Annotated in this window: 24 protein-coding genes and 1 tRNA gene; 20 read left to right on the top strand and 5 right to left on the bottom strand. The window is 49.7% G+C overall.

Going from position 1 to position 26,202, the window contains the following annotated elements; translation table 11 throughout:
* The first annotated feature begins 1 nt into the window (after position 1).
* Positions 2-1,222, top strand: a complete 1,221-nt coding sequence (locus tag H6624_13195; GenBank protein ID MCB9085298.1) for a cysteine desulfurase — start codon at positions 2-4, stop codon at positions 1,220-1,222.
* Positions 1,219-1,806: a NifU family protein gene (locus H6624_13190; protein MCB9085297.1), complete on the top strand. Its 588-nt coding sequence runs from the start codon at positions 1,219-1,221 to the stop codon at positions 1,804-1,806. The genes H6624_13195 and H6624_13190 overlap by 4 nt, the downstream gene beginning before the upstream one ends.
* Positions 1,807-1,831: 25 nt before the next feature.
* Here H6624_13190 and H6624_13185 read toward each other — a convergent pair whose 3' ends face one another.
* Positions 1,832-2,473 carry a hypothetical protein gene (locus tag H6624_13185; GenBank protein MCB9085296.1) on the bottom strand — a complete coding sequence of 214 codons (642 nt, stop codon included), beginning with the start codon at positions 2,471-2,473 and terminating at the stop codon, positions 1,832-1,834.
* The gene (locus tag H6624_13180; GenBank protein MCB9085295.1) at positions 2,452-4,284 is read right to left on the bottom strand and encodes a hypothetical protein; all 1,833 of its coding nucleotides are present in this window, start codon (positions 4,282-4,284) and stop codon (positions 2,452-2,454) included. The genes H6624_13185 and H6624_13180 overlap by 22 nt, the downstream gene beginning before the upstream one ends.
* 197 nt (positions 4,285-4,481) lie before the next feature.
* Between H6624_13180 and H6624_13175 the strand changes: the two genes are divergently transcribed.
* From H6624_13175 to H6624_13155, 5 genes are read left to right on the top strand one after another with little or no spacing between them, the layout of a single operon-like run.
* On the top strand, positions 4,482-4,697 hold the full coding sequence (locus H6624_13175) for a hypothetical protein (protein ID MCB9085294.1): 216 nt from the start codon (positions 4,482-4,484) through the stop codon (positions 4,695-4,697).
* A gap of 19 nt (positions 4,698-4,716) precedes the next feature.
* Positions 4,717-5,376: a cell division ATP-binding protein FtsE gene (gene ftsE / locus H6624_13170; GenBank protein MCB9085293.1), complete on the top strand. Its 660-nt coding sequence runs from the start codon at positions 4,717-4,719 to the stop codon at positions 5,374-5,376.
* A complete protein-coding gene (locus tag H6624_13165) occupies positions 5,376-6,311 on the top strand; it encodes an ABC transporter permease (protein MCB9085292.1) in 936 nt (311 codons plus the stop codon). The genes ftsE and H6624_13165 overlap by 1 nt, the downstream gene beginning before the upstream one ends.
* Positions 6,305-7,498 (top strand): peptidoglycan DD-metalloendopeptidase family protein, encoded by a 1,194-nt coding sequence (locus H6624_13160; protein ID MCB9085291.1) that lies wholly within the window; start codon positions 6,305-6,307, stop codon positions 7,496-7,498. Before H6624_13165 ends, H6624_13160 begins: the two co-directional genes overlap by 7 nt.
* 11 nt (positions 7,499-7,509) lie before the next feature.
* Positions 7,510-8,922 carry a S41 family peptidase gene (locus H6624_13155; protein ID MCB9085290.1) on the top strand — a complete coding sequence of 471 codons (1,413 nt, stop codon included), beginning with the start codon at positions 7,510-7,512 and terminating at the stop codon, positions 8,920-8,922.
* A 13-nt stretch (positions 8,923-8,935) separates the two neighbouring features.
* Here the strand turns inward: H6624_13155 and H6624_13150 are convergent, their stop codons facing one another.
* Positions 8,936-9,433 carry a hypothetical protein gene (locus H6624_13150; protein MCB9085289.1) on the bottom strand — a complete coding sequence of 166 codons (498 nt, stop codon included), beginning with the start codon at positions 9,431-9,433 and terminating at the stop codon, positions 8,936-8,938.
* Positions 9,434-9,553: 120 nt separating this feature from the next.
* Between H6624_13150 and H6624_13145 the strand changes: the two genes are divergently transcribed.
* Entirely contained in the window at positions 9,554-10,093 is a 540-nt protein-coding gene (locus H6624_13145) for a hypothetical protein (GenBank protein MCB9085288.1), read from the top strand.
* Positions 10,094-10,135: 42 nt separating this feature from the next.
* Here the strand turns inward: H6624_13145 and tig are convergent, their stop codons facing one another.
* The gene (gene tig / locus H6624_13140; GenBank protein MCB9085287.1) at positions 10,136-11,419 is read right to left on the bottom strand and encodes a trigger factor; all 1,284 of its coding nucleotides are present in this window, start codon (positions 11,417-11,419) and stop codon (positions 10,136-10,138) included.
* Between the two features lie 144 nt (positions 11,420-11,563).
* Here tig and H6624_13135 point away from each other — a divergent pair, with 144 nt between their 5' ends.
* The 6 genes from H6624_13135 (at position 11,564) to H6624_13110 (ending at position 17,552) form a co-directional block, all read left to right on the top strand.
* Positions 11,564-12,469: an AAA family ATPase gene (locus tag H6624_13135; GenBank protein MCB9085286.1), complete on the top strand. Its 906-nt coding sequence runs from the start codon at positions 11,564-11,566 to the stop codon at positions 12,467-12,469.
* Positions 12,453-13,541 carry an ArsA family ATPase gene (locus tag H6624_13130; protein MCB9085285.1) on the top strand — a complete coding sequence of 363 codons (1,089 nt, stop codon included), beginning with the start codon at positions 12,453-12,455 and terminating at the stop codon, positions 13,539-13,541. The genes H6624_13135 and H6624_13130 overlap by 17 nt, the downstream gene beginning before the upstream one ends.
* Entirely contained in the window at positions 13,538-14,731 is a 1,194-nt protein-coding gene (locus H6624_13125; protein ID MCB9085284.1) for a tetratricopeptide repeat protein, read from the top strand. Before H6624_13130 ends, H6624_13125 begins: the two co-directional genes overlap by 4 nt.
* Positions 14,731-15,486, top strand: coding sequence for an EI24 domain-containing protein (locus tag H6624_13120; GenBank protein ID MCB9085283.1), 756 nt, complete (start codon positions 14,731-14,733; stop codon positions 15,484-15,486). Before H6624_13125 ends, H6624_13120 begins: the two co-directional genes overlap by 1 nt.
* Positions 15,480-16,742: a glutamate--cysteine ligase gene (gene gshA, locus H6624_13115; GenBank protein MCB9085282.1), complete on the top strand. Its 1,263-nt coding sequence runs from the start codon at positions 15,480-15,482 to the stop codon at positions 16,740-16,742. Before H6624_13120 ends, gshA begins: the two co-directional genes overlap by 7 nt.
* A 141-nt stretch (positions 16,743-16,883) precedes the next feature.
* The gene (locus H6624_13110) at positions 16,884-17,552 is read left to right on the top strand and encodes a hypothetical protein (protein ID MCB9085281.1); all 669 of its coding nucleotides are present in this window, start codon (positions 16,884-16,886) and stop codon (positions 17,550-17,552) included.
* A gap of 6 nt (positions 17,553-17,558) precedes the next feature.
* Here the strand turns inward: H6624_13110 and H6624_13105 are convergent, their stop codons facing one another.
* Positions 17,559-19,097 (bottom strand): leucyl aminopeptidase, encoded by a 1,539-nt coding sequence (locus H6624_13105; GenBank protein ID MCB9085280.1) that lies wholly within the window; start codon positions 19,095-19,097, stop codon positions 17,559-17,561.
* A gap of 301 nt (positions 19,098-19,398) precedes the next feature.
* Here H6624_13105 and H6624_13100 point away from each other — a divergent pair, with 301 nt between their 5' ends.
* The 6 genes from H6624_13100 (at position 19,399) to H6624_13075 (ending at position 25,949) form a co-directional block, all read left to right on the top strand.
* Positions 19,399-20,016 (top strand): ATP-dependent Clp protease proteolytic subunit, encoded by a 618-nt coding sequence (locus tag H6624_13100; protein MCB9085279.1) that lies wholly within the window; start codon positions 19,399-19,401, stop codon positions 20,014-20,016.
* Positions 20,016-21,338 carry an ATP-dependent Clp protease ATP-binding subunit ClpX gene (clpX, locus tag H6624_13095; GenBank protein MCB9085278.1) on the top strand — a complete coding sequence of 441 codons (1,323 nt, stop codon included), beginning with the start codon at positions 20,016-20,018 and terminating at the stop codon, positions 21,336-21,338. Before H6624_13100 ends, clpX begins: the two co-directional genes overlap by 1 nt.
* A gap of 75 nt (positions 21,339-21,413) precedes the next feature.
* On the top strand, positions 21,414-23,876 hold the full coding sequence (gene lon, locus H6624_13090) for an endopeptidase La (protein ID MCB9085277.1): 2,463 nt from the start codon (positions 21,414-21,416) through the stop codon (positions 23,874-23,876).
* 159 nt (positions 23,877-24,035) lie between these two features.
* Positions 24,036-25,199, top strand: a complete 1,164-nt coding sequence (locus H6624_13085; GenBank protein ID MCB9085276.1) for a tetratricopeptide repeat protein — start codon at positions 24,036-24,038, stop codon at positions 25,197-25,199.
* Positions 25,200-25,225: 26 nt separating this feature from the next.
* Positions 25,226-25,747 carry a hypothetical protein gene (locus H6624_13080; protein MCB9085275.1) on the top strand — a complete coding sequence of 174 codons (522 nt, stop codon included), beginning with the start codon at positions 25,226-25,228 and terminating at the stop codon, positions 25,745-25,747.
* A gap of 126 nt (positions 25,748-25,873) precedes the next feature.
* Positions 25,874-25,949: transfer RNA gene (locus H6624_13075), tRNA-Val, on the top strand.
* The last annotated feature ends 253 nt before the right edge of the window (positions 25,950-26,202 follow it).

Raw genomic sequence — 26,202 nt, 5'->3', positions numbered from 1 at the left:
CATGAATCAGTACCAGGTCTCCAAAATCAGAGAAGATTTTCCAGCCCTCGGGCAGAGGGTATATGAGAAGCCATTGGCTTACTTGGATAATGCCGCAACTACTCTAAAGCCGCGCCAGGTTGTAGAGCGCATGAGTGAGTTCTACCTGAAAGAGGCCTCAAACGTTCATCGGGGAGCTCATTATCTAAGTGATTTGGCTACTAATGCCTTCGAATCGGCGCGGGAAACCGTAGCAAGGTTTATTGGGTCCACCAATGCAAAGGAAATAGTCTTTACCCGCGGAACGACAGAGGGGGTAAACCTCCTCGCCACCACACTTGGTGAGACCCTTTCTCCTGGCGACGAGGTCCTGTTGACTGAAATGGAGCACCACTCAAACTTGGTTCCTTGGCAGGTGATGGCCAAAAAGAAACAGGTGACGCTAAAGTTTGTTGAAGTCACGCCTAGTGGGGAGTTGGATCTCAACAGTTTTCGCGGTCAGCTCTCCAGCAAGACCAAGATTGTGTCATTTGTTCACTGTTCGAATGCTCTGGGAACTATCAATCCGGCTAAGTTGATCATTGAAGAGGCTAAAAGGGCAGGAGCCTTGACGGTGGTGGATGCCGCCCAGTCGGTGTCTTTTCTTCCTATGGATGTTCAAGGTCTTGGTTGTGATTTCCTGGTTTACTCAGGACATAAGCTGTTTGGTCCGTTTGGCATTGGTGTTCTGTGGGGGCGCTTGGACCTTTTGGATCGGCTACCACCCTACCAGAGCGGTGGCTCGATGATCGATCGTGTTCGCCTGCAGGAGACCAGCTTTTTGACATCTCCTCACCGCTTTGAGGCCGGAACTCCGAACGTGGGCGGTGCCATTGGCCTTGCTCGGGCCATCGATTATTTTACTGGTCTGGATATAGAGTCTGTTCAGCGCCATGAATCTGAGCTGGCGGAAATGGCGAGAAATGATTTGCGACAAATCGATGGCCTTAGGCTCATTGGTAGTGCCGAAAATCGGGGCAATATCGTCTCTTTTGTTTTCGACGGTATACACCCGAGCGATATAGGGCAAATTCTTGACCGGGAAGGCCTTGCTGTACGGACGGGACATCACTGCACCCAACCGTTAATGGATCGTCTGGGAATTCCCGGAACGGTAAGGGCCTCTTTTTCGATTTACAATACTGAAGGTGAAGTTAGGCGACTTGTAGAGGCAGCGCGCAAGGCGCGGGAGTTTTTTGTATGACCCCAAGGTTTACTCAGGAAGATGTTTTGGTTCGGGCCCAGGAAACCCCCAACCCCTTTGCCATTAAGTTCATCATGAATCACGCGGTCAAGGAGGAGGGTAAGGCGACGTTTTACTCACGCGAGGAGTGCGAGCAGCTTCCCTTGGCTTTTTCTCTATTCGACATCAAGGGCGTCAAACAGCTTTACTTTTTTGAGAACACCATCACCATGACCCACGATGGCTCTCTTGACGGCGACACCATAGAGCAACAGGCTTTTGCGGTGATCAAGAGCAGGCTGCCTATTCACGATGCAGGATTTCGCACTCCAGATGAGGTTCCCAGCAAGGGGCCGGTGGACAGATCACATCTTTCTGAAGAGTTGCAGCGGATTGAGGAGATACTGGATCGAACCATTCGCCCAGGCCTTCAGGCCGATGGCGGAGATCTGGAAGTATTGGAATATATAGATAATGAAATTAAGATTCTCTATCAGGGAGCCTGTGGAGGGTGCCCGAGCGCCATGATGGGAACACTGGACGCCATTCAGAGCATTCTTCGCCACGAACTGGGCAATCCAGACTTGATCGTTTATCCAATCTAGTTGTTTTAGATTGTGTTCAGACCAATCAGTGAAATATTTTTTGCTGGTTTCCTGAGTCCTTGGCCATTTCCTTCTGTGATCTCTCCAAAAGCTCTTCCTTTTGCAAATCAATCAGCTGTTGGTCTGTGGTGTTGAACTGGGCCGACTCACCAAAGCTCATGCCACGTAATTGCGCTGACGCCTGAATATGGACCTGCTGATTTTCTTCACTATCGCTGACCAGTTGGACCGAGATCTTTTGCGGTTCATCCCGATTGAGGGAGTTGAGAACAACCTCATTTGATCCACTCTCAAGGCGGACGCCTTCAGGCAACACCCACTTCAGTCTGACGTTTTCCAGGTACTCACTGGAGACGACGATAGCCTCCAGAGTAAAGGGTGAGCCCGAAGTGATCGCCCGATCCCGATCCAGGTGCTTAATTGCCACTTGCAAGGGGCCCTTAAGTTTGTGGGTATGGGTCAGGCCAAGGCCATGTTTGGCCTTAAGGACCATTGATTTTCCTGCGATCTGGGCTGGTTGACGAACATCAGATTCAGAAGAGCCAAGTCCCACCATCAGACTGACTCCAACCATAAACAAGACCCCCAGAGCACTGGCTATGCTGACTATCAGTCGCATCTTTAGGCGACGTAATCGTCGTCTGCTCAAGGATGGGTGTCGGGACATAGAACCGTGCCTCCCACTTTGATTTCGTAGTTAGTGGCGGCGCCGATGCTGGGGCCACCAGTGTATACCATCACATTGATCAAATAATCCCCTGCTGGAAGATTAGAAATGCTGATCGACTCCGTCTCGCCGCCGGGGTTTGAAGGCTCTTCGCGACTGAAACCAACAATGTCGTCAGAGATGCCGAAGCGGGCCGAGTCGTTGTAGAGATAAAAATCCAGATCGGCCTCAGTGCCGCTTGGAGTTTCGTAATTCAGAGTCAGTGTGATTCCGCCGCCACTATGCTTGTAGTGGTAGAAGTCATTATTCTTCAGCAAATGAGAGGTGGCAAATGAGCCATTGTCATAGGAGTCATTGTACGGAGTAATAGAGTAGGGTGTGCCAGTCAAGCCACAACCTCCGGGGACAGTAGTGACGTACCGGGCGTACTCCTTCCGGAAGTGAGCGGAGTCATTGCCGTGCTTCTCAGTGGTGCGCAGGGTGCTCCAGTCCTGTGGACTTCCACTCAGACGATTCGTCACCACATCGTGGACCAAGCCGATCTCGCGAAAGGCAAAGGTGGGCTTAACCATCCCTATACTAGAAACCAGGCTGGCCCATATCTCTGCAAATCCATCTCCCACGTCGTCGCCATCATCTCCGGCGTCCACAGCATCGGTGACGTCATAAAGCAATCGGGTGACTGAAAACTCACGGAAGTTTCCTTCGCCTGCGAACTCAGCTACGTCATTAGATTTGCTGGGCCCACTGGTTACCAGATCTTCAATGTCGATTCGGAAAATGTAAGATGTCGACCCGCTGACATTACCCATGGTGTCCATGTAATAGTTGGAACCCTGCACAGCGCCCTGAAGAAAGTTTCCCCATCCTTCAGACCATGCAAGGCGTGGGTCAATGACTTTATTACCGTTGTGTTCTCCGCCGGGCGAGTCCGACTTAAACACCACGTCTTCCAGGAAATGACCAAACTCGTGGAGAATGACGGAGTTGTCAAAGTGATCAGTATCCGAACTATTGACGTCACCGTTGACCCCGCCAAGAATGAATAGGCGGCTATAACCGGGAAGATAAAAGCTAAGTGGTCCCGTGCCGGCAAAATAGCTTCCAGGATTAAATCCGGCCTCCCAGTAAACATTAACTTTGGGCGCCACGGTGAAGTTGGGACATTCAGAAAATGACGATGAGCAGTTGCCTACTTTGGAGCGAAGAAAATCATTAGCCTCTAATATTTGATCTAAAATATTGAAGGCCCCACCAAGGACGTCTCCATCGCCATTGGCGGTCAATGTGCCCAGGTTTTGGCTGGAACTAGCGATGACGTTTTGAGTGATGGCGTAAAAAACATTCTGTTCCGGCGCATTAAAAACCGTGGCTTTGAAATAATTGTTATTGGCTCGGGAGTTTACTGAAACCAAAAACTGTCCATCCCCACGGGGAAGAGTGAATGAAAAGGCGCCAGAGCCATCGGTCTCCGTACACTGAACGACTTCGCCACTCGAATTAGTCACTCGCACTTCTGCTCGGCGAATAGGTCTTGCTGAGCCGGGAGCACCAAGGCCCCCATTAGACTTATCACCAAAAGGCTCGCGGGCTGTGTATTGGGCCGTTCCCGAAATGGTGACGGAATCGGAATAAGTGGAGGGGCTTCCTCCGCAATAGTCGGCTTCCTTTGGTCCTTGGTAGGTGGGGCTGATTCTGCCCGTTGTACCAGTCTTGTCTTTGTAGCCTTTTGAACAGGACGTACTGAGGCCTATAGAGGTGGCGAGGATAAAGATCTGCACTAGCGGAAAGAAGAGGCCCCTGGTACTCATATTGGACTTATCGGTAGGCCCCAGACTCCGTTAAACAGGAAAACAGAGTCGTCTCAATAAATTACCGGAATCACTGTACTAAATTGAAACAGATTTTTTACCCTTGATTCGTGGGGGGGCTTAGCTGCAAAATAAGCCCCTATTTGAGGTGGACTTAAGTGCAGAAGGGTTTCAATTCCGACATCAACTTAAACGGCATGACTTACCATGTTCAGACTGAGGACTGGGGTCTAGCCAATCCCTATTTGGTGAGTCGGGTCTTTTATAATGGTGCTGTGGTGAAGAGTATTAAAACGGCCTACCTGGAGGTTCTCCCCAATGGGCCAGCTTCGGACATAAAATCCATACAAATGGCTATGCAATTTCAGCATCAGAAAATTCTAGACCTTCTGGTTTCTGGTCAACTCCTCTAGTCACCGTTAAAATTTAAGGATGATCGATTTTCATCATATATATAAGTCTTATTCGGGGGACGTGTGTGCCCTAAACGACGTCAATCTGTATATCGAAAAGGGCGAGTTTGTCTTTTTGATCGGACCAAGCGGTGCCGGTAAGACAACTTTATTTCGCCTTCTTTCGGCCTTCGATCATCCGACCTCAGGTAACCTAAAAGTCGCCGGCTACACACTCAAGGACCTCAAGGCGCGAGAGGTGGCTTTTTTTCGACGTCACATAGGAGTTGTCTACCAGGATTTCAGACTTCTAAAGCGGCGAACTGTCTTTGAGAATGTGGCCCTTCCCTTGGAGGTGCGTGGTGAAAGGCAGCAGTCAATGCAAAAGCGGGTTCGCGAAATTCTTGACGAGGTGGGACTGGTACACAAGGCGGACCGCTATCCAACACAGCTTTCGGGCGGGGAGCAGCAGCGGGTCGCCATTGCCCGGGCCTTGGTTCATCATCCAGGAATACTTATTGCGGATGAGCCTACGGGAAATTTGGATCCGGACCTCAGCCGCGAAATCATGGGGCTGTTGGAAAGGGTCAATGCCAGAGGTACAACTGTATTCGTTGCGACCCATGATCATGAGCTGATCAATGCAAGTCGAAGAAGAATCGTAGAAATCAAAAACGGACATATTGTTAGGGATCACTGATGAATAATCGATGGCTAAAAGGATTTTGGCGATCATGGCAGCAGCAGACGGGAATGCAGGTGGCGACCTTGTCTGTTCTGTGTGGCACTTTTGTAGTAATCACTCTATTTTGGCTTGTTCATCGAAACATGGATCGGGTGCTGGCCAGTTGGGGAGAGTCCGCCCGCCTGTCAGTATTTCTTAAGGAGCAAGTCAAAGACGAAGAAGTAAAGACTACTCATCGGTTTTTAGAGGGCCTTGGCCAGTTTAAGAAAATCGAATTTCTGACCAAAGAGGAGGCCGCGCAAAGATTTGACCAGCAAATGGGATCTTACTCCCCGGACTTTTTGTCTGACCCGGAATTTGGGAATCCGCTCCCGGCCAGCTTTGAAGCCAGCCTCCGGGACGGCATTCCCTCTGAAAAGCGTTATGGTCTCTTGATTGATCTGGCTCGCAAGATTTCCGGGCAGCCGACGGTGGAAGACGTCTATTATGGACAAGGTTGGGTGGAAAATTACACAGCGGTTGTTCGATCCTTTCAGGCGTCCAGTTGGTTTCTTATATTTGTCCTTTTGTGTGGCAGCCTATTTGTCATAGGAAATTCCATCCGCAATGCGATTGCTCAAAGACGAGACGAAATAGAAATTATGGAGCTAGTCGGTGCCACTCCTGAAATGATTCGTCTACCTTATGTGATAGAAGGTCTACTCATGGGCGCCCTGGCCAGTCTGATGTCGATAGGAGTTTGCTACCTTTTATATATATGGCAGGCCGACATGATTAAGACTGAACTGGGATTCCTAAACCTTAGTCGTGTTATTGGGTTTGTTAATTGGGTTGATGCTATTGGGCTGGTGCTTATGGGCGCCATGTTTGGTGCAGTCGGAGCCTACTTGTGTGTACATCGGATATGTAATGGTTGGGCGGCCTCTCAAGTGGAGGAGTCCAAGTGGTAGTCGGTAATAACCGATCTGCAAAAATTCTGTCGATGGCTTTTTTCCTCGGTTTATCGCTCACCCTCGAAGCCTCTCCGGTCCAGATGCGAAAAGTCTCACCTCCCATTCTACAAGAAGGGGTGGACGGTGTGGCCGAGCAAATTGCCGAGGATATCGTTGAAGTTCGTGACAAAGTGATATCTGCAGAGGAGGACAGCCGAAAGATTCTCGGTAACCTATACGAAATCAATCAGAAGATCAAAAAGATGAGCGCCAGGAAGGTACGCCTAAGTAATCAAATGTATTCGGCCCAAGGCGATGTCTCGGCTTTGGCGAGGTCAATTGCCCGTCTGGAGGGTCGCATAGGCGAACAGAAGAAAATGCTGGCCAGAAGAATGCGGGCTCTTTATAAGCTGGGGGAACAGGGAACTCTGCAGGCCATTTTTTCGAGTCAGAGTGCCAGTGAGTTGGATCGGAATTTGGCTTATTTGAAGAGGGTCGCTGATCGCGACTATGAACTCATCCGCGATTTCGAGGGCAATCTGAAATCGTTGGAGGTGACCCGGGCCAAGCTCAAAAAAAACGTCAAACGCCTTGTTCATTTGGAAAGGCAATTAAAGACCCAGGAGAAATCCTTAGAGCAGGAGCAGAATTCAAAAAGCAGACTGCTGGCCCGACTTCGTACATCCAGGAAGACTTACGTCCAGCAATTAAAGGGGCTACGGCAGAAGGCAGGAGGTCTGGTTCCGGATTCGGAAATCGCAAGTCTTATGAATGAGACCTTCTTTGAACGAAAGGGAAGCCTAGGTCTTCCGGCGGCGGGAGTTGTTTCCAAGACTTTTGGCCTGGATCAGCACGACCGTTACAAATTTAAACTTAGTCATAAAGGTGTATTTCTCTCCACTCGTGTCGGGGAATTGGTTAAGGCGGTCTTTCCTGGGGAGGTGAGTTTTGTTGGTAAGATCTCCGGATATGGAAATGCCGTGATTCTTGATCATGGAGATCACTATTATTCCGTTTACTGTCACAACGAGAGTGTAAAAGTTAAGAAAGGACAGAAGGTTACCGAAGGAGAGGTACTGGGGAGTGCCGGCCGAAGTACCCTGGGTCGTCCAGGGTTATACTTTGAAATCAGGCACTTCTCGGATCCGGTTGATCCTATGCAATGGGTTAACTGGAATCCCGACGGGGAAAAAACACGACTGTGAAGGGAGCAACCATGAGTCACCGTCAGCCGGCTGGTATCAAGAATCGAAAATACATTCGGTTAGGAGCCCCGATCTTGGTCGGGATGGGAGTGTTTCTCGGTGTTCTATCCAGCGCAAGTGTGACGACGTGGGCAAAGGAGCGCTACTCCGAATTGCAGTTGTTTGCAAAAGTTCTCAACCTGGTCCAGCAATACTACGTTGAAGAAGTGGACACCCAAAAACTTATCTACGGTGGCATTAAGGGGATGTTGAAAGAGTTGGACCCTCACACCAACTTTTTGGAGCCCAACATCTACAAGGAGTTTGAGTCCGAAACCGCGGGTGAGTTTGGTGGTCTCGGGATCGAAATTACGGTTCAGGATGGCATACTTACAGTCATCAGTCCTATCGAAGACACCCCGGCCTTTAATGCCGGAGTGAAGGCCGGCGATAAGATTGTGGAAATCGATGGGGACTCAACAAAAGGAATGACCTTGGTTGAGGCCGCTCAGCACATGAGGGGTAAAAAAGGTACCACCGTCAAACTGGGCATTTTCCGCGATGGGTTCGAGCGGCCAAAAGAGTTTGCCATCAAAAGGGGAACGGTAAAAATCCGCAGCGTCAAAGTGACCGATTTGGAGGATGGATATGTCTATCTGAAGCTTACGAGCTTTATTGAAAACTCCGCCAAGGATATGAAATCGGCTCTAAAGACCTTTTCAAAGTCCAACCAAAAAATAAATGGAATGGTGATCGATTTACGTCGAAATCCAGGTGGTCTATTGGAGCAGGCCGTGGAAATCAGCGATATGTTCTTGAAGACCGGCACCATCGTTAGCACCAAGGGGCGAAACGAGAAAGAAAAGGAAGTTATTTTTGCCAAACAGTCAGGAACCATGCCGGAGTTCCCATTGGTGGTTTTGGTTGATGAGTATTCTGCCAGTGCCAGTGAGATTTTGGCTGGGGCCCTTCAGGACAACAAGCGGGCCCTGATTATGGGTCAAAAGAGCTTCGGCAAAGGGTCCGTTCAATCGGTGGTTAAGTTGGGTGACGGTTCCGGCCTAAAGCTAACTGTGGCGCGCTATTATACACCCAGTGGAAAGTCGATCCAGGCTGAAGGCATTACCCCAGACGTTATCGTTGACAACCTTTCTAGTGATATCTTGGAAAAAGCTAAAGCGGGCAAGGGCCGAATCAAGCGGGAAAAGGATATCAAAGGTCACCTTCTTGGCGACAAAGAGCGAGCAAGCTCCAAAAACGGCAAGGGCGCCAGCAAATCCGTCATCGAATACTGGTGGGCCGACACCGGCGGGAGCAGCAAGAAAAATCTTAGTCCACGGGACACCCTACTGTCCGAGGACTTCCAGGTTCTCCAGGCCTACAACTATTTACGAGCTTGGGACGTCATGCGCCAGTTTGAAGGAAATCCCACCTTAAAAAAATAGAGACTCCGCCAGGCTAGGACTCCTTTGATTTAAGAACCGAGGCGAGCTCATTAAGCCCTTGCATGATGGGCTTTAGCTCATCGTACTGGCGCAGCCTTCGGTTCCCTTCGTAGTCGCCCTTCTTTAGGTCCTCAATAAAGCGACAAATCACCAGAGTCGGGCCGGCGATGCGATGGGTAATGATGAGGGAGTAAAAGAAGGAAATCGCCGAAAATCCGATCAAGATCGAAAAAGAAATCAGGGTGATTTCAAATATAGTCTGATCCAAGTGGGATTGAAGGATGGTGTCCTCGCCATAATACTGGAGGATGATTTCACGAACATCTTGCAGGCGGGTAAAAATCAAGGCAACCATAACCCCGACCACAGCCAACACGCTGACAATAAAGTAAACTGAGAATTTCAATTGAAACTGAGGGTTTAGAAGGTAATTACGCCAAAGCCTCTTGGGCTTTTCTTGCTTCGCAGCATCGCTACTGCCTGAGGAGTCCTCTGCCTTGGGGTCAGCCATACAAATCCTTCCGTTTGGCGATCTAATAGTCCTATGTTAGCCTCGGGACATCCGTGAGACAAGAGTCAGGGAGGGATTATGGCGCAAGGAAAAGCGTTAATTTTGTGTTTCGGGTTATCGATGGCAGTTTTCGTGTCACCATTGGCATTTGCCGGGGCAGGCTTCAGCGGGGGAGATACCTTTGAGTCCATCGACCTTGTTGCCGACATTACCATCAGCTGCCAAGAGGGGGTGCAAAGGGATTTTCGCTCCATTACTTGTGTGGAAAACATTCTCAATCCGGGCGAATACACCTATTTTGTCGGTCCCGATGGTGTCACTGGCGACCAAGTCGAGGTTCGGGCGACCTGGGAGGATGGGTCCATTCATGAAAAGTCAGGCTCTTATAACAATCAAAAGGGCCGCACCGACAAACCATTCAACCTGTGGATTTCAACATTGCTTCAAAGACCCCTTCTCGATATGGGTAAAAACGATATCACATGGGTAATGAAGGGCGACGGTGAGTTGGTCGCAGCCGGAAATTTCTCCGTTCAAGTAAACGACGGCGGACAGCGTGCCTGCCCACGGGGCTACTACACTTCCAGCCGCCTGAACGACTGCCGCTTTCCAAGCGACACCTGCTGGCGGCACTTCAGAGCCTATAATTATTGCGAGTAATTCAAAAGGTACCGGGTATCCTCCGGTACCTTTTGAGAAGGTTTAAACTTCCTGGATCTTTGCCTTATCGATAAGGAAGGCAACGACCTTTTCTTCCATGATTTGGAAGCTAAGGCGAGACTGATTTTCCTGTTGGAGGTAGTACTCCTTCAGGCGGTCTGCCTCCAGTCCTGTCTGGCCAGCGATCTCCTCAATCTTCTTTTCGAAATCATCTTTAGTCGGGCGCAGGCTGAGTTTGTCGGCCAGAGCATCGACCAAAAAGCTGGACTGAACGACGAATGTCGCTGACTGATTAAAATCATCATCCCACTTGGTTTTGTACTCTTCAAAGTCAGTTTCGTTAAGGCCCTGATGCTTCATGCGTTGTTGAACATCGTCAATAAGCATTTGCTTTTGTCGCTCATGAAGAGACTTGGGAACATCAACGGGGTTGGCGTCAACCAGCGCGCGAAGAATTTTATTTTTCAACTCCTCAGCCACGCGTTGTTTTTCAGAAGACTCAAGGTCCTTGCGAATCTGCTCCTTGAGTTCATTAAGAGTCTGAAATTCACCCAGCTTTTTGGCTAATTCATCATCGATTTCAGGAAGAGACTTCTTTTTAAGAGAGTTCAGTTTAACTTTGAACTCAACCGGCTTACCGGCGATCTCCTTGTTATGGTACTCATCGGGGAACTTGAGGTTCAAAGTTGTCTCAGCGCCAATGGCCATACCAATCACGCCCTCTTCGAAGCCATCAATAAACTGACCACTGCCTAGTTCGAGCATATGGCGTTCAGACTGGGCACCTTCGAGAGGCTGACCATCGACAAAACCTTCAAAAGCCACCTCAGCCATATCGCCCTCCTGAGCGGGACGATCCTCCAAAAGAGGGACCATTTCGGCGTGGTTAGACTGGATGTTTTTGAGGACGCCATCGACTTGTTCGTCCTTGATCTCAATCTTTTGCTGTTCGACCTCGAGCCCTTCGTATTTGCTCAAGTTGATTTCCGGGCGGATTTCAAACTCAGCCGTAAAAATGAAGTCCTTATCATCGTCAAAATTTTCAAACTTAATCTTGGGGTAACCAATTGGATCAAGAGAATGCTCCTCAAGTCCCGCTTGGTAGGAGTCCGAAATTAGGTTTTGCAGAACATCTTGCTTTACCCGATCACCGTAGTGTGTGCGAATGACATTGAGTGGAGCCTTGCCTTTGCGAAAACCTTTAAGACTGACTTCCTTCTGCAGGTCCTTGAAGGCCTTGGTAAACTCCTCCCGGACTCGGTCAGCAGGAACTTCAATGCTCAGTTTGTGGGCCAAGCCCTCTAATTTATCGAGAGTGATTTTCATGGGACGTCTTCCCCTTTTAGCCAATTGTGTTCTGGTGCAAGCGCCTATATGATGTGCGGATCAGATGGAACCTTTTAAGAGATGCGCGGCACCAAGGCAAGGACATAGCGCGGCGCACAATCCATTTATGAGGACCTGGAGCGAGTGAGCCAGAAGAATCAAAAAATCCTGTTTGTGACCGGCAAGGGTGGTGTGGGGAAATCCACCGTGGCAGCTGCGATTGCCTTAAGGGCATCAGGACAGGGTAAAAAGGTCCTACTGGTGGAGCTGGCCGAGCAAAGTTATTTTCGCCACCTGTTGAATGTGGAGGTTCAATATCAGCCCACCCCGTGGCGGGAGAATCTGTGGGTTTCCTGCTGGGAAGGCGACGCCAGCCTTCGCGAGTACCTGAAGTTTTATGTGCGAATTGAGGCCATCGTCGATCTTTTCTTTAATAATGTGGTAATGAAGACCTTCATTCAGGCGGCTCCGGCACTGAGGGAAATCTCCATACTTGGTAAGGCCACTAGTGGAATTCGTAATGTGGGTCCTTCTTTTGACTTTGATTTGATCGTCATCGATTCCTACGCCACCGGGCACTTTAAGGCCCTGCTGCGGGCCCCAAAGGGGTTAGCAGAGGCGGTTAAGCTGGGACCAATGGGTGATCAAAGTCGGCAAATTGACGAGCTTTTGCGAAACCCCAAGTATTGCTCTTACGCCATTGTCACTCTGCCCGAGGAACTTCCGGTCTCAGAGTGCGGAGAGCTCTATCATGATCTCAGTGAGGATCTCGGCATTTCGCCCAAAATCTTCTGCAACAAAGTCTGGGACATTCCCCTTTCCCCAGCAGAGCTATCGGCGCTTGGTGAAAAGTTTCTAGGTCGTGACCCCGGAGGGATTGAGTTGACCAACTATCTTCAGGTGGTGGAGGAAAGACAGGACCAATCTCTAAAGAATTTGGCGGCCATCGACGGCGGGTACAAAACTCTGCCGCTGTCATTCGGAGAAACAGGAGAATCACTGGTAGAGCGTTTGGCGGAAAGGATTGACTGGAATGGCCTGGATGTTTGACGAATACAAAGTCATCATTTGTGCCGGGACCGGTGGCGTGGGAAAAACCACATTATCTGCCTGCTTGGGAATTTTGGCCGCCCGGGCGGGTAAGCGCACCCTGGTGCTCACAATTGACCCGGCCAAGAGATTGGCCGACGCTCTCGGGATTGATGCTACCTCCGAACAGGAAATGCTTGTTCAGATTGATGGGGTTAGTGGCAGTCTGTCGGCCGCGATGATTAATCCGGCCTCGATTTTTGATCGCTTTATTCATCGCGCAGCCAGAAGGCCCGAATTGGCGCAAAGAATTCTCAACAACAGCCTCTACCGTCAGATGTCCACGACTTTAAGCGGATCTCAGGAGTTTACCTCCCTTGAGCGGCTGCAGACGGCACTTGATAGCGGGAAGTTTGACTTGATAATTCTCGATACCCCACCATCCCAGCATGCGGTTGACTTTCTCTATGCTCCGCAAAAGATCTACAGCCTCTTTCAAAACGCCATCACTCAATGGTTTGTGCAAAAGCCAGGGTCGCGTGGGTTTCTGCAAGGGCTTTTTCATCGCGGAACCAAAACAGCCTTAGCGGCTCTGGAAAAAGTCACCGGCTCTCACTTTATTCATGAGCTATCGGATTTCTTTGAGGGTGTGGCAGAGATCCAGGATGAAGTCAGCGGCCGAAGCATTGCCGTTCATCGCCTCTTGACGGGGCCGGACACCGCCTTTGTCCTGATCACTGGATTTGATCGAGCCAAGTTGGGCGCCACAAGGGACTTTATAAATGAGCTTCGTAAAGGTGGTTATACATTAAATTCGGTAGTGGTGAATCGATGTTTTCCCAACTGGAACCCCAATGAGCAGTTGGGCCAGGAGCTGTCCGGGGAGCCCGAGTACCAAAAACTTTTGGATTTTTACCAGTCCCTTCGCCACTTCAATCAAGATAGAGAGGAAGAACTTGCGCAATTTCAGGGGTTTCTAGGCAGCTTGACACCCTTGATTCGAGTCCCAGATTTGGTGTCTGATGTGGCAGGTCTGCAGGGATTGCAGAGGCTAGCGGATAAGCTTGAGCCCTACGTAAAGGAGAATCCGTGAAGAAATTCAAAACTCTTGTGGTGGTGGTCGCAAATCTGTTGGCGATAGTCCTCATGGGCTGTGCGGCAAAGAAAACCAAGCCCACGCCACTCGCAGAAGGTGAAGCCTATGAGAGTCCCATACCATCTGCCGACCAACAGACCTTTGAAAGGGGTATGGGCCATCTGGAGAAAGAAGAGTTTGAGTTAGCCCTTGAAGAATTTGATCGCATCATCAGCTCCAATCCAACCTCCGAATTTCACCTGGTGACCTTGTTCAATCGGGGAGCGGCATTGGAGGGAATGGGCAAATGTGCTGAGGCGACGAAGGTCTATCGGCAGACCTTGCGCCGGTCCCACAAGCGCTATCGGCGGATCGAAGCCCAGTCTCTTTTTCGCCTTGCCTACACCTATGAGTGTTTAGGAGATATTCCCAAGCAGATTGCCAGTCTGCGGGATGCCATGAGAAGGCGGAAATTTTTGAGTCAGGAAATTTCTGCTGCTGAATTGCCCGCCCGATTGGCTGCAGCCTATGCCAGAACTGGAAATCTAAAGACGGCGGAGAAGTATTTTGCTGAAGCCCAAAAGGGTCTCATGCAAGTTCATGCAGATTTGGGTGACCCCCTCCAGCGCAAAGAGCTTCTGGCAAGAACCCTTTATTTTATGGGCAGAGTTCAGCCTGACCCTGACCGGGTTTCAAAATTGTCTGAAGCCTATATTGGCAGTCTAAAATATCTTCAGGCCTATTTGCTTAAGAGTACTGAAATGGAAAGCAGAGAGTGGTCCCCTCGGGCGGCTGAAAATTTGGTTGAAGCCTACAAAGTTATTTGGTTGGCACTGGAAAGGCCCCCGCAACTCAATGCTGATCCGAAAGATAAGGCGGTGGAGGAAACGGCGCTAAGGCGTTGGCAGGCCAAATTGGCCCAGGGTGCGGTGAACAATATCCAAAGCCTGCGAACATTGAGATTTCCCGATCCCAAGGAATCTGTGGGAGTTCAGGATATTTTTCGAGAGATGGACAAACAGGAGCGCAAGCTTCAGGCATATTTGGCAGATCTGGCAGTATCGACGGACCTCACTCCAGAGGCAAAAAAACGCGAGGGGATAAAACGTGAAGGGCAAGTGAAAACCGATGAAAGCAGCGCCCTGGAGCGTAAGGCAAGGAAGCGCTACAAATTGCCTTCAAAAAAGAAAGCCAAAGAGGCCCAGTGATGATTCCAGTCAGAAGAACAGCTCGCGGTTTTTCGTTTTTAACAGAGGGTCTAAGATTAATCCGGGATAATCCAGATCTGCGTAAGTGGGCCGTCGTTCCTTTTGTTATTGATCTGATCCTGGTTGTCGCTGGATTTTTGGGTGGTAGTGCTCTTTTGCCGGGATGGGTGGCTGCCGGCGTTGGGTGGGTGATACCTGCCACGACAGGATGGATCTTCTCTGTATTTTATTATCCGGTTTTGTTTTTCTTTTGGCTGGTTTTCCTGATCGTGTGGGTTTATCTGATCTATCTTTTGGCCAGCGTCGTAGCGGCCCCATTCAATGCCATATTGGCCGAACGCACATTGATGAAGATTGGGATGATTGCCGAGCGTCCGTTTAACATGGCTAAATGGACGGCCACATCTGTCAAGATGATGGTCACGGCACTCATCAAGGCCGGGGTATTTCTGATTCTGGGTATTTTTATCTTTGCCCTTTCTTTTGTGCCCGTCCTGAATGTGTTGTCTTCCTATCTAGCCCTGATGGTCATGTCTTTCGATAGCATGGACTATTCTTACGAGATATTAGAGCTTAACCTGCGAGAGCGCTTGAAGGTCTTTAAGCAGGTTTTCCCTGAGGCCAACGGAATGGCGGGGGCATTTGCAGTGACTCTTTTGTTGCCTGGACTCACGCTGTTGGCCATGCCGGCTGCCGTTGTTGGTGGGGCCAGCATTTTAAGTTCCGTACCTAATCTTGGGAGAAAATCTTGGTAATTCATGAATTGATTCATAAGAAGATCGTCGAAAACAGGACCGCTGTTGATCAGTGGTTTGAGACCCGCGGAGAAGGGCTGGCTTTTCCTTTTTACTCCAGTTTTGACATTCGTGATTCTGGAGAAATCGTGGCTCCAGTGGATGCCAATATTTTCCCGGCCGGATTTAACAACATTTGCCAGGTCGACAAAGAGGGTTCGGTGGTCTTGGCCAAGTGTTTTTTGGATTGCCACTACGGTGAAGACAGTAAGCGAATAGTTTTGTTGACCGAGGAACATACGGCAAATCTTTATTATTGGGATAATGTTGCCGCGTTGTATGATCTGCTGTCTGGCTCAGGGCGGGAAGTGCAGATTGCCCTCCCCAAAAATTTGGATGCCCCACTGCAGCTCACGAGTGCCTCTGGCAGAGAGTTGACTGTACACGGAGCCCATCTCGTCGATGGAGAAGTCACAATCGAAGGGAAAAAGGCGGACCTGATTGTTTGCAATAACGATTTTTCCGAAGCCTATGAAGAGTGGGCCAGCGCCTTGCGTACACCCATGAACCCGCCCCATACACTGGGTTGGCACCGTAGACGCAAGAGCGAGTTCTTTGACTGGTACAATAAGCTTGCCGGAGAGTTCGCCGAAGTGATTAAGATTCCATCCCATATTCTCCAGGTCGAAACTGAAATCTTTAAGGGCTTTGATGTTGCGGACGAGGAAAGTCGCAATCAGCTCGCAGTGAAGGTTGAAGAGTTTATGTCCAGACTTGAGAGGAAATACGCAGCAAATGGAGTTAAGCATAAGCCCTTTGTGTTTGTTAAGAATAATGCCGGCACTTACGGTTTGGCTGTGATTCAGGCTCGCAGTGGTGACGAGATTCGCAATTGGAATTACAAGTCCCGCAAAAAGATGAAGGCTTCAAAAGGCGGCCGGGGAGTTGGAGAAGTGATCATTCAGGAGGGAATTCCTACCTCGATGACGACAGAGGCTGAAACGGCGGAGCCGGCGATTTATCTTATCGGCTGTCAGTTGGCAGGAGGATTCCTGCGCGCCCATAGCAAAAAAGGCCCGGACGACAGTTTGAACTCTCCTGGGGCAGTTTTTAAACGTCTGTGCGTATCTGATCTCAATATCTCCATCGAAGGGGCGCCCCTTGAAAACGTCTATGGGTGGCTTGCCAAGCTTGGAGTATTGGCTATCGCCCACGAAGCACGGGATGCTGGCGTCGAGTTTCGCGCCTATGAAAACTGTTGCCCATTTCCTGGATAGACCTACCAGCTTCTGGAAATAGGTCTAAGTCTTCCGCGCCCTAGGTCTGGTATTCACACCTGCCCTCAAAGTCTTGGGGGCCTGATCCGATAAAATAACAAGGAATCTTCACCATTTTGGTGATTTGGATGAGGCCCATTTATGCATGACAGTCGTGTGTTGAGCGGAAGCGTTTTGGTGATTTGTGCAGCCTTAATTGGCTCATGGGTCTCACTGCGCTCTTGGGACGGCATCAGCTATTACTATCTGGATAGCGATAAACGGCATCCCGCGGCTGTGCGCAAGGTCTTTGACTTTTCTCATCTTGAGGGCAGCGCCCTAGAGTTGGCTTCTCAAAAGAGACTTTTGTCTGACGCTCGGGTTGTTGCAGTAGCGGAGAGCCAGGATTTGGGCGTGGAGCTGGGGCACTTCATTACTCGTGGTGAGGCTGGTGGTAAGCAGTTTGCCTGCCATGCCTATGATCGCGTGGAGTTGACATTTTATGCGGAAGGCATGGCAATCGCTGGGGAAAAGCCCCTAATGATCGTCGAAGCGGATTGCCGAATTGGTGATGACATCAATCGCATCTCTGCCATCCCAATTCCCGTTTCAAAGATATTGCAGGAAAATCCTGGCGAATTGGAGCTTCAATACATGGAAGAAAACCCCGTCCTTATTCGCTTCGACCATGTCGCAGGACAGTGGCCCCGCGAGTGGACCCTCTTTTCAGTGAAGCTCTACAATCAAAGGGTCCACGGACAGGAACTGTTTATCGACAACAGACAGGTCCAGGAGATCTCGGCCAAAAACTCGATCAAGATGACCTGGTAGTCCCTTTTAGAATTTCTTAGCTAACTCAACAAATGTTCGCACCATGGCCCCAGAAGCGCCCTTCTTAGGACAGTAAGGCAAGCGATTGCCAACAGCCCAGGCCGTCCCAGCCACGTCAAAATGGGCCCAGGAAATGCCTTCGCCCACAAACTGCTCCAGGAAGGCAGCAGCCGTTGAGCTTCCGGCTCCTCTGTAGGAAGAGATGTTGGCCAGGTCTGCAAGTGTTCCCTTCATATCGCCAACATGATAGTCGGTGATCGGCATCGGCCACACAAGTTCGCCAGAGTCGTCCGCTGCCGCCTCAATTTGAGCACCCAGTTTCTTATCGCGAGTGAAGTAGGCTGTATGTGTATTACCCAAAGCCACAACGATGGCTCCAGTCAATGTGGCGGCATCAAAAATAGCCGCCGGCTTTTGTTCGGTTGCATAGCAAAGTGCATCGGCCAGGATCAGGCGGCCTTCCGCGTCCGTATTGAGGACTTCAACGGTTTTGCCATTACGAAAAGTCAATACGTCACCAGGCTTTGTCGCAAGGGGGCCCGGCATGTTTTCAGTTGAAGGAATCAAGGCAGTGACGTTGACCTTTAGGCCTAATTTCGCGATGGCCAGGATGGCGCCGATCACATTGGCGCCCCCACACATATCGTAGCGCATGTCATCCATCTGCAGAGAGGGTTTGATGCTGATTCCACCAGAGTCAAAAGTGAGTCCCTTGCCGACAAAGATCACAGGCTTTTTGGTTTTTGCCCCACCCTTATACTCCATGATGATAAAGCGGGGGTCGTGCCCGCTACCGGTCGAAACTCCATAAAGGCCACCCATCTTTTCTTTCTTGATGCGGGCCTTGTCCCAAACAGTTACTTTGATTTTGGTGCCCTTGGCGAGGTTGGTAGCTTCGGTGGCCAAAATCTCGGGAGTCATAAAGTTACCAGGCAAATCGCCAAGGCGGCGTGAAGCGTTCACACACTCAGAGAGGATTTCAGCTGTCTCGATGGCCTTTTTCATGCTGGCGGCATTGGCGCGAGCAGCGGGAACCAAAACACTTTCAACAAACTTTGGGGCGTCATCTTTGCTTTCTTTTTTGCCTTTAAGCTCATCCATTGAGTAGTCAGCCAATAACAATCCTTCACACAGAGCCTGTACTGCGCCGGCGCCGTCCTTCTGACCACCAAGTGCCGAGGCCAAATGAAAATGTGCCTTTGGGATCCTCGCTGCACCCAACACTCCATGGGCCGTCGCAGCAGCTGAGCGCAGAGTTTCGTGAGTCACTTTTGACTTGTCACCCAGACCTATGGCCAGAAGATTTTTAACTCCACCCACATGGCAGGAGCGAAAAAAACAGGTTTCCTTCTCACCACCAAGGAAGGATTTTTCTGTCATTGCCTCTTTCAACAACGCATTTAATTCACCATCCAGCTCCGAAACAGAAGGAAGAGAAGATTTTTTCTTTTTGTCCTTCTTTGAATCGCCTACACTTGGGACAAACACGACCAAGGTTGTGTTGGCTGAGAGTTCCTTCGTCGACTTGCCGAGAGTCAGCTTCATGTGAGTTCTCCTTGGGCGAATAACGCGCTACAGAATTTATTCAGAATGAGATCAATAAGCGAACCGTCTAGCACATGGCGGCGGGGGAATAAAGTATTTTTCTCACTGATAAAGTCAGGACCTTAAAAGCCCGACAAGTAGCTTGTCAGGAGTGAATGCGGACCCATATTGAGGGCAGCCAAAAGTGAGGCCCTCCGAAGGGCCAAGTGGTTAGGAAAAGGATTCGCTCCCAGGCAGTTTGACTCTAAAATGAAGAGATGAACAACCCTACTGGAAGAGAGCAGCAATGAAGGAAGGTCCCATGTCTCTAGTTCCCATAGTCATTGAGCAAACTCCCCGCGGTGAACGCAGCTATGACATCTATTCCCGTCTTCTCAAGGACCGGATTATTATTCTAGGGACTCCTGTAACCGACGACGTTGCTAATAGTATTATTGCCCAGATGTTTTTTCTCGAAATGGAAAACCCGGAGAAGGACATTCACCTGTACATCAATTCTCCCGGGGGCAGTGTTTCAGCTGGATTGGCCATTTACGATATTATGCAGTTCGTGAAGTGTGATGTGAGTACTTATTGCATAGGGCTTGGGGCGAGCATGGGCTCTCTTCTACTCTGCGCGGGCACCGCTGGAAAAAGATACGTATTGCCTAATGCTCGGGTGATGATACACCAACCTCACATCATGGGGGGCGGGATTTCCGGACAAGTCAGCGATATTGAAATCCAAGCCAAAGAATTGATTCGCACCAAGAACAGGCTCACCGAGATTTACCAGCGCCACACGGGGAAGTCTTTTGATGAGCTGAGCAAAGCAATGGATCGCGACAATTTTATGACAGCTCAGGAAGCAAGAGACTACGGTCTGGTTGATAGAATTGTGGAAGAGCGGAAAGCAACCAAACAAGGGAACCAAAGCTGATGAGTAAAAAGGACAATACATACGGCACTCTTTGCTGCAGTTTTTGTGGCAAGAGCCAAAAAGAAGTTAAAAAGCTGATTGCCGGTCCTGGCGTCTACATTTGTGATGAATGTATTGAGCTCTGTAATGACATCATTGCCGAGGAGCGGGAGAGAGAAGAGGGGACAAAGACCACTCTTAAAGTTCCCAAGCCGGTGGATATTAATGCCTTCCTCAGTGACTACGTGATTGGGCAGGATGCGGCGAAGAAGTCTTTGGCGGTTGCCGTTCACAATCACTATAAACGAATCAACGCTATGTCTAAGGGTAATACCAAAAAGGATGATGTGGAGATTTCCAAGTCCAACATTCTTCTCATTGGTCCGACAGGTTCGGGTAAAACCCTATTGGCACAAACCATTGCCAAGATTTTAAATGTTCCATTTGCGATGGCCGATGCCACAGCCCTCACTGAGGCTGGATATGTGGGTGAAGATGTGGAGAATGTGGTTCTCAATCTTCTTCAGGCCGCTGACTACGATGTGGAAAAGGCCCAGCGTGGAGTGATCTACGTGGACGAGATCGACAAGATCTCCCGTAAGTCGGAAAACCCATCCATCACTCGCGATGTAAGCGGTGAGGGAGTGCAGCAGGCCCTGCTCAAGATCCTTGAGGGCACGGTGGCCAATTTGCCACCAAAGGGCGGTCGTAAGCACCCCCAACAGGAGTTCATCCAGGTCGACACCTCGAACATCCTGTTTATCTGCGGTGGAGCTTTTGTGGGACTGGATAAGGTGATTGAAAACCGGACCACGGCCAAGGCATTGGGTATTGCGGCTGATATCAGGACTAAAGAAGAGCGCCTGCACGACCATTCCAATCCTTTGAAGGCTGTGGAGCCGGATGATTTGGCCCGTTATGGTCTGATCCCCGAGTTTATTGGCCGTTTGCCGGTGATTGCCGTCCTGGATCCATTGGACGAGGAAGCGCTTATCGACATCCTGATCAAACCTAAAAATGCTTTAACTAAGCAGTATAAGAAACTCTTTAGCTATGAGGGAGTGGACCTCTCCTTCACTGACCCGGCTTTGCGTGCCGTGGCCAAAGAGGCGATTGTGCGCAATACAGGAGCCCGGGGGCTGCGCGGAGTCCTGGAATCATCTATGCTGGACATCATGTATGAAATTCCTTCCAAGCAGAATGTTAAAGAATGTATAATTGAAGAGGATGTAATCACTAAGCGAGAGAAGCCTCGCTTGGTCTACAAGACCGAAGCAGAAATGGGTGAAGAAGCGGCTAAGAAGGCTGCGGCACCCAAAGATGATTCTGCAGAGAGTGCTTGACCACGATTCCATCTCGACTCAAAAGACAATTAAGCTTTTGAGCTCAGCTCAGGCTTCTTTAGGGAAGGAGAACCTATGAGTGAAGGCACTCGTAAATCTAATACTCAAACTTTGCCCCTGCTTCCCCTGCGGGATTTGATTATTTTCCCCCACATGATGATGCCTCTGTTTGTGGGCCGGGAAAAGAGTATTAATGCGCTGGAAGAGGCGATGAGTAAGCAGACCGATATTGTTTTGGCCGCCCAAAAGGACGCTAAAACCAATAATCCGGAGCCCAAAGACATCTATGAAGTGGGAAGCATCGGCACTATTATTCAGCTTTTGCGGCTGCCCGATGGGACGGTGAAAGTCCTTGTCGAGGGCAAGCGGCGGGTGCGTATTAAGGAATTTGTCCAAACCGACAACTTCTTTATGGTCGAAGCCGAGGAACTGCCTGAAAAGGTGGTAAGCGAGCTTGAGGCAAAAGCCCTTATTCGCTCCGTCAAAAATACCTTTGAAAATTACGTCAAACTCAACAAGCGCATTCCGCCTGAAATTCTCATGCGCGTATCGACCATTGAGGACTACGGTGAATTGGCTGACATTATTGTGGCCCAACTAAACCTGAAGCTCGAAGACAAGCAGAGAATCCTTGAGATCTCTGATCCATCTGAACGTCTGGAAGAGCTGCTCAACATGATGAGTGGTGAAATCGAGATTCTCGAGGTCGAAAAGAAGATTCGCAATCGCGTGAAGAAGCAGATGGAACGCTCCCAGAAGGAATATTATTTGAATGAGCAAATGCAGGCCATTCAAAAAGAGCTGGGTGAAAAGGACGACTATCAGGCTGAGCTGATGGAGCTGGAAGAAAAGCTAGCTAAGAAGAAAATCAGCAAAGAGGGCCGGGACAAGGTCCAAAAGGAAATCAAAAAACTTAAGATGATGTCACCCATGAGTGCCGAAGCGACCGTGGTCCGTAACTATATTGATTGGATGCTGGATCTGCCGTGGATGGATTACTCAACGGACAAGCATGACCTGGAAGAGGCCCAGCGCATTCTGGATGAGGACCACTGGGGGCTGGAAAAGGTCAAAGAGAGAATTCTTGAGCACCTGGCCGTTCAGGCTCTGAACGACAAGCTAAAGGGTCCCATTTTGTGCCTGGTGGGCCCTCCTGGTGTGGGAAAAACCTCCCTGGCTCGCTCAGTGGCGCGTTCTTTGGATCGTCAGTTTGCGCGTATTTCCCTAGGTGGCGTGCGGGACGAAGCTGAGATTCGCGGTCACCGTAAGACTTACGTTGGGGCCATGCCGGGCAAGATTATTCAGTCTCTAAGAAAAGTGGAAAAAGGAAATCCCCTCATCCTTCTCGATGAGATCGACAAGATGAGTACGGATTTCAGGGGCGATCCCTCTTCAGCTTTACTTGAGGTATTGGATCCGGAACAGAACTGCACCTTTCAGGATCATTACCTGGAAGTGGACTACGATTTGTCGAAGGTCCTCTTTTTCACTACAGCCAACTCACTGCACCCCATCCCCAGACCTTTGCTTGACCGGATGGAGGTGATTAGCCTTGAGGGATATATCGAGAAAGAAAAGTTCAATATCGCCAAAAAATATTTGATCCCCAAGCAGATCTCCAATCATGGATTGGACGACTACAAGGTGAGCTTTACTGATGCTTCTGTTCGCGAAATCATCCGTTCCTATACAAAGGAGGCGGGCGTGCGAAATCTGGAGCGTCAGATCGGAACTGTTTGTCGAAAGCTGGCCCGCGAGATCGTGGCAGACATGTCGAAAAAGGGCGGCAAGAAGGCAAAGACCACGAAGGCCAAAGCCCCGAAGACCAGCTATTCGGTGACACCGAAAAAATTGGTCACCTATTTGGGGCCTGCCAAATACAGGTACGGCAAGATCGAAGGTCAAAACGAGATCGGCCTCACCAATGGATTGGCGTGGACGGAAGTGGGAGGAGACCTTCTGGTGGTGGAAGTTTCCGTGGTGCCGGGCAAGGGCAAATTCACTATTACTGGTCAACTCGGAGACGTGATGAAGGAGTCTTGTTCTGCCGCCATGAGTTATGTGCGCTCGCGGGGCCCTCTGTTTGGCTTCGATAAGGAATACTACTCCAACATCGATGTCCATATCCACGTCCCAGAGGGAGCTATCCCCAAGGATGGCCCATCTGCGGGCATTGCCATTACCACCAGTATCGTTTCGGCCATGACCAAGATTCCGGTGAAAAAGACGGTAGCCATGACCGGTGAAATCACCCTCCGGGGCCGGGTCTTGGCCATCGGAGGCCTGAAGGAAAAGGTGCTGGCAGCCCACCGGGGTGGCATCAAAACCGTGATTGTGCCCAAGGAAAACGAAAAAGACCTGAAAGATATACCCGCAGAGATTCGCAAGGAGTTGAAAATTATCTTGGTCGACCATGTGGATCAGGTTTTGGTGAACGCCTTGGATGTGAAAAACGCCAAAGAGATCTTTAAAGTCCGCACAGAACGGGGCTCAGGGATTAAGGCCCAATACACGGGCCATTCCATGCAGCATCATTGAAGTTAGGGGCCGGCAGTGTCCGGCCCTCGTTGCTTTCTTAGTCGGCAACATTAAAATTTTCCCAATTTCATTTGATGCTCCGCTCAATTACCCCAATTTTGGGGCTTTCCTGGCATTCTTTTACAAATGATTGACCTTCAGGTCAGATTTTGTAAGAAAATGAAAGACCAAATACAGATTCTTAAAGGGCGGGACCTCTCGGTGGCAGAAAAGATCATAAAGCCGGAATCAACATATGAAGTCGGCAAGCTCTATTTTGAGCGTGGGGATTTCCGCGTCGCCATCGATAAGATCACAAAAGCTGCAGCAGTTTTTTATACCGAAAAAAACTTTGAGGCTTACCTTAAGTGCCAAAACGTTTTGCTGCGTATGTATGCCGAGATGGAAGAGAGTGAAAAGATCCAATCGATCAAAGAAACTCTTCAGGACTTGGTTCTCAACAAAAATGTCGAACTGAATTCCAAGACCTATTACACCCTGGCTCTCTGTGCTTCCTATAAGGGACAGCACAAAGTTGCTCTTGAGTATTTGGAAAAGTCATTGGCCTTAGCTCTTTCGGCTGATGCTAAAGAAGACATTTGCTACGCCATTCATGGTTTGGCCATTGTTTATCACTTCCTCGGCCGCTATGAAGATGCACTCAAAGAGATCTACAATCTGCAGGTGTTCTTTCAGGTTTTGGATCTTCCTGAGCTGCGTTTGTCGAGCCAGGTCTTAAATGGACATATTCTCTTGAAGATGGGTAAGTACGAGCAGGCACTTGATGTGTTCTGGCAGTGCTACGACATTCTTAAAGAGCAAAAAAATCTCTATATGTATGTGAGTCTTCTCTTTGCCATGGGGATCACCTATGCGGATTCCGGCGAAGTGGATTTGGGTCGCATGTACCTGACTCTTGCCAAGAGATCTGTAGATCCGGCCAACCTTCGTTACTTGGCTCGCAGTATCGACGACAGGCTTAAGCGCCTAGGGGCCATGGAAGACTCTGAGTACGACATTGTTTTTGATTCCAGCACCAACACGGTGATGGAAAAGAAAAAGGGAAAAGTGGACTTTAAGAATCAATTTATCCTTTTGGATATGCTCCGCTTGTTCCTGAAAAATCCGGGTGAGGTTTACACCAAGGAAGCTCTGGTAGAGAGAGTTTGGAAGCAGGAATACGACCCGGCTGTGCATGACAATAAGATTTACGTAACCATCAAGCGCTTGCGGAAGATGATTGAACCTGATTACGACAAGCCGAAGTACATCTACCGTGCGAAGAATGGTTACTATTTGAATAAGAATGCTCGAGTACTGTTTGATAATCACAACAATGCTTAGGAATTGTGACTGACTTGGGGGATGGGATGAAAAAACTATTATTGATACTGGCTCTCGGGCTGACGATGGGTGCGTCAGCGAAGGTCAGCTTGGCGGCAGGAGATGATCCAGTTCCGTGGCCATTTGCCTCTCGTTGCCCATTCCCATGGAAGACTATAGATGGTGTCTGGCAGGTTGTTGACGGTCAGATCACCGACTATTTTGAGTTTCACGTAGTCAGCACCACCCAGACGGGCGCTCGTATCATTGAAGTGAATCGCTACGACGAAAACATGGAGCTTATTGCCACAGGCCGCGGCCTTTCTCCCAAGGGCCAAACCGTGGTTCGCCTTGCCATGTACAATGTGGATCCTGATGTTCAGCCTCGCAGTTACACCGCCTTTGTGGGTAACTACGTGGAAAAAGACAAGTTCTCTTGCGAGCACGATCAGGTTCACACCGTGGTGACTGTCCGCTCTTACATTTCAGATAAGAGCCAGGACAGCCACTATGTTATTGAAAAGATTAAGAAAAATGAGTGCACCCAACAGGGGCAATTTGCTCCTTAGGGCTGGACTTATCGATCTCCCCTCTAGCTGGGGGGCGATCAACTGGTAGAGATGTGGTTTCCCTGAAAAACGCTCTGGACATCCAGGGCGTTTTTCTTTACTTTCTCTCCCACATCTTAATGGAATAGGGAGTTAGCTCAGTTGGTAGAGCGCCACCCTTACAAGGTGGATGTCGTCGGTTCGACCCCGGCACTCCCTACCAAATAAAAGAACCCTCTTAAACGAACGCCATTTTGGCCTTCATTTAAGAGGGTTCTTTTATTTGGTGAGGGCGCCCCGCCCTGATGGTCTCCGAGCCATTCGCTCGCAAGTCTCAGTCGGACTTCTCGGCTACGTAAGCCTGAGGGCTCCATCGGAGCCTAGGCTCAGGCGAAAAAGAAAACTCGGCGCAAGTGACGAGCCGACCCAACTGGTCGGCGCGGCAGTGGCGCCGGTTCCACTTCGTTCTCGAAACC

Source organism: Pseudobdellovibrionaceae bacterium (assembly GCA_020635075.1).
Taxonomy (GTDB): domain Bacteria; phylum Bdellovibrionota; class Bdellovibrionia; order Bdellovibrionales; family UBA1609; genus JADZEO01.
The sequence above is the reverse complement of the archived record's forward strand: the minus strand, read 5'-3'. Positions and strand labels throughout refer to the sequence as shown.

Bases quoted from the DNA above. Each gene is read 5' to 3' on its own strand.
- H6624_13195 (MCB9085298.1), top strand. From the start codon at position 2: ATGAATCAGTACCAGGTCTCCAAAATCAGAGAAGATTTTCCAGCCCTC.
- H6624_13190 (MCB9085297.1), top strand. From the start codon at position 1,219: ATGACCCCAAGGTTTACTCAGGAAGATGTTTTGGTTCGGGCCCAGGAA.
- H6624_13185 (MCB9085296.1), bottom strand. From the start codon at position 2,473: ATGTCCCGACACCCATCCTTGAGCAGACGACGATTACGTCGCCTAAAG.
- H6624_13180 (MCB9085295.1), bottom strand. From the start codon at position 4,284: ATGAGTACCAGGGGCCTCTTCTTTCCGCTAGTGCAGATCTTTATCCTC.
- H6624_13175 (MCB9085294.1), top strand. From the start codon at position 4,482: ATGACTTACCATGTTCAGACTGAGGACTGGGGTCTAGCCAATCCCTAT.
- ftsE (MCB9085293.1), top strand. From the start codon at position 4,717: ATGATCGATTTTCATCATATATATAAGTCTTATTCGGGGGACGTGTGT.
- H6624_13165 (MCB9085292.1), top strand. From the start codon at position 5,376: ATGAATAATCGATGGCTAAAAGGATTTTGGCGATCATGGCAGCAGCAG.
- H6624_13155 (MCB9085290.1), top strand. From the start codon at position 7,510: ATGAGTCACCGTCAGCCGGCTGGTATCAAGAATCGAAAATACATTCGG.
- H6624_13150 (MCB9085289.1), bottom strand. From the start codon at position 9,433: ATGGCTGACCCCAAGGCAGAGGACTCCTCAGGCAGTAGCGATGCTGCG.
- H6624_13145 (MCB9085288.1), top strand. From the start codon at position 9,554: ATGGCAGTTTTCGTGTCACCATTGGCATTTGCCGGGGCAGGCTTCAGC.
- tig (MCB9085287.1), bottom strand. From the start codon at position 11,419: ATGAAAATCACTCTCGATAAATTAGAGGGCTTGGCCCACAAACTGAGC.
- H6624_13130 (MCB9085285.1), top strand. From the start codon at position 12,453: ATGGCCTGGATGTTTGACGAATACAAAGTCATCATTTGTGCCGGGACC.
- H6624_13120 (MCB9085283.1), top strand. From the start codon at position 14,731: ATGATTCCAGTCAGAAGAACAGCTCGCGGTTTTTCGTTTTTAACAGAG.
- H6624_13110 (MCB9085281.1), top strand. From the start codon at position 16,884: ATGCATGACAGTCGTGTGTTGAGCGGAAGCGTTTTGGTGATTTGTGCA.
- H6624_13105 (MCB9085280.1), bottom strand. From the start codon at position 19,097: ATGAAGCTGACTCTCGGCAAGTCGACGAAGGAACTCTCAGCCAACACA.
- H6624_13100 (MCB9085279.1), top strand. From the start codon at position 19,399: ATGTCTCTAGTTCCCATAGTCATTGAGCAAACTCCCCGCGGTGAACGC.
- clpX (MCB9085278.1), top strand. From the start codon at position 20,016: ATGAGTAAAAAGGACAATACATACGGCACTCTTTGCTGCAGTTTTTGT.
- lon (MCB9085277.1), top strand. From the start codon at position 21,414: ATGAGTGAAGGCACTCGTAAATCTAATACTCAAACTTTGCCCCTGCTT.
- H6624_13085 (MCB9085276.1), top strand. From the start codon at position 24,036: ATGAAAGACCAAATACAGATTCTTAAAGGGCGGGACCTCTCGGTGGCA.
- H6624_13080 (MCB9085275.1), top strand. From the start codon at position 25,226: ATGAAAAAACTATTATTGATACTGGCTCTCGGGCTGACGATGGGTGCG.